Origin of the sequence: Alcanivorax sp. 1008 (genome assembly GCF_020667895.1) — a bacterium.
Taxonomy (GTDB): Bacteria; Pseudomonadota; Gammaproteobacteria; order Pseudomonadales; family Alcanivoracaceae; genus PGZG01.
This window is the reverse complement of sequence record NZ_JAFMPS010000064.1, coordinates 1-1,887: the sequence shown is the minus strand read 5'-3', so window position 1 is coordinate 1,887 and position 1,887 is coordinate 1. Positions and strand designations below refer to the sequence as shown.

2 protein-coding genes are annotated in these 1,887 nt (G+C 58.6%); both read right to left on the bottom strand.

The features are described from left to right. Window positions 1-200 precede the first annotated feature (200 nt). Entirely contained in the window at window positions 201-1,202 is a 1,002-nt protein-coding gene (locus J1C54_RS16210; RefSeq protein ID WP_229149969.1) for a pyridoxamine 5'-phosphate oxidase family protein, read from the bottom strand. Between the two features lie 104 nt (window positions 1,203-1,306). After that, a partial coding sequence (locus J1C54_RS16205; RefSeq protein WP_229149967.1) for a DUF3418 domain-containing protein occupies window positions 1,307-1,887 on the bottom strand: 581 nt, incomplete at its 5' end.

The window sequence follows — 1,887 nt, the reverse complement described above, 5'->3', positions numbered from 1 at the left end:
CAGCCCGGCTTACTGCCCCGCCGGATTCCAGCCCACAGGACCTTCCCCATCAAACGAAATGGATTATCACCATCAATGACTTAAGGCACAAAGTGAAATCAATCTTGTTTGGCAAGCCCGACCTCAGTCTACCTATCACTAGGCGACATCATCCTGATATGATCGCTTGGCATCCCAGCCTGATTCGTCAGACCAAAACCTCAATACATATTCTTCTTGTAATCCAGCTCCAGCCCCTTCGCCATGGCACCGGGCAAAGACACCGCTGCACGAGCCACCTTTGCCTGCAGAGAGCTCTCACCACTTTGCTTGATATGCGCCTTGAAAATCTCCGCAGGCACCAACTCTTCAGGTCCATTTTCTGCGGGCCATAACGCTGCGTTTTCAATGGCTGCGTTGGGTTTGATGTGCTTTGAGGTCACCGCCACTCTTGTGACGAGGCTCGGCGTCTTGCCTTGCACTTCGAATCGCTGCAGCAGGTCTTCATCGGCACGAATCTCTGCGGCGCCCTTGATCTCAAGAATATGCTTGTGGCCTGGCACCAGCGCCATGATGGCAACCGCCGGCTGTTCGAGAATATTGTGGAAGCTGTCGATTCTGCGATTGCCGGGGCGGTCGGCATAGCTGATAAAGCCATCGTGCTCCTGAATGAGGAAATTTTCCGGATCTCCCTTCGGGCTGACATCGACCTGACCGCTGCTGTTTATGGTCGCCACAGCCAGAAAGGTAGACTTGCTGACGAACTTCGCCGTGTCATCACCAAATGCCGCCACTTGCCGGGCAAGCCAGAAGCCGGATCGGCGGAAAGATTTGGCGCAATGCAGGTAGCACTCTTCGACTTGCAGCGTCGCCTTGCCATCCGCCGTGGCAGACACCGTGCCATTAACGCGCAGGGTTTCCTCCATGCCGCTGACCAGAAACAAGGCGCCAAACGATACGCCTTGCTGAACCATACCGGCGTCGTCCAGTGCGGACAGAGGCAGGAGCAAGTGGCGGGGGTCGGCGGCGGATACAAAGCCTTTCTCGCCACCGGCTGCGGTCAGCTCAATATCTCCAGCTTTGCCAAAGGCAATAAACGCAAAGCTAACATGCGACAACCAACGGCTGGCGTGCTCATCGACATGGTCAATGACTTTAAGATCTCGAGGGGCATGCGACTTTCCGACCCGCTTCTGCACCTGTTCAATATTGGTGAGTTTCATATTGTTGTTACCCCCGTTCCGTGGGATTTATTAGTACCATCAATGCATTGCCAGACAAAGCGCCATTCACGACCTTGGGCATTTCTGACCCGGAGCGACCGCCATCAACACAACTGCCACTGCTCCCTCAACCGCTTATCCGACACCGGCATGCGCGTGCCCAGCTGCTGGGCGAACACGCTGACGCGGTATTCCTCCAGCATAAAGCGGTAGCGCACCAGCGGTTCCGGCTGTTGCCATAGCGGGCGGCCGGCGGCGCGGGCCTGATATTGCTGCCACAGGGCATCCAGTTCGGCGACGGTGGCGCGGTCTTTGCCGATCTGGCCGCCGAGTTTGTCGATGCGCAGGCGGATGGCTTTCAGGTAACGGGGCAGCTCGTCGAGCCAGGGGGCCGGGGTTTGGCGCAGAAAGCCCTCGCCCATCAGGGCGTCGAGCTGGGCCTTGATGTCGCGGTGGGCGTGGGCCCAGGCGAGCGGGAAGTTGCGGTTCAGGGTGCGGTCCAGATCGGCGCGTTCGCTGAGCATGTCGCTGATCAGGGCGAGGCGTTTGTCGGCCACAGGCACGATGTCGCCGCTGTGTTGTTGCATACGGGCGGCGAAGGTGGCGGCGTCGCGGATCGGTTCATCGAGCTGGAAGTGGTCGGCGACGATGCGCAGCAGGGCGTCGTCGAGGATGGCTTTGGCGT

What these genes read in the sequence shown, in the direction of transcription:
- J1C54_RS16210 (WP_229149969.1), bottom strand. Translation starts at nt 1,202, where the DNA reads ATGAAACTCACCAATATTGAACAGGTGCAGAAGCGGGTCGGAAAGTCG.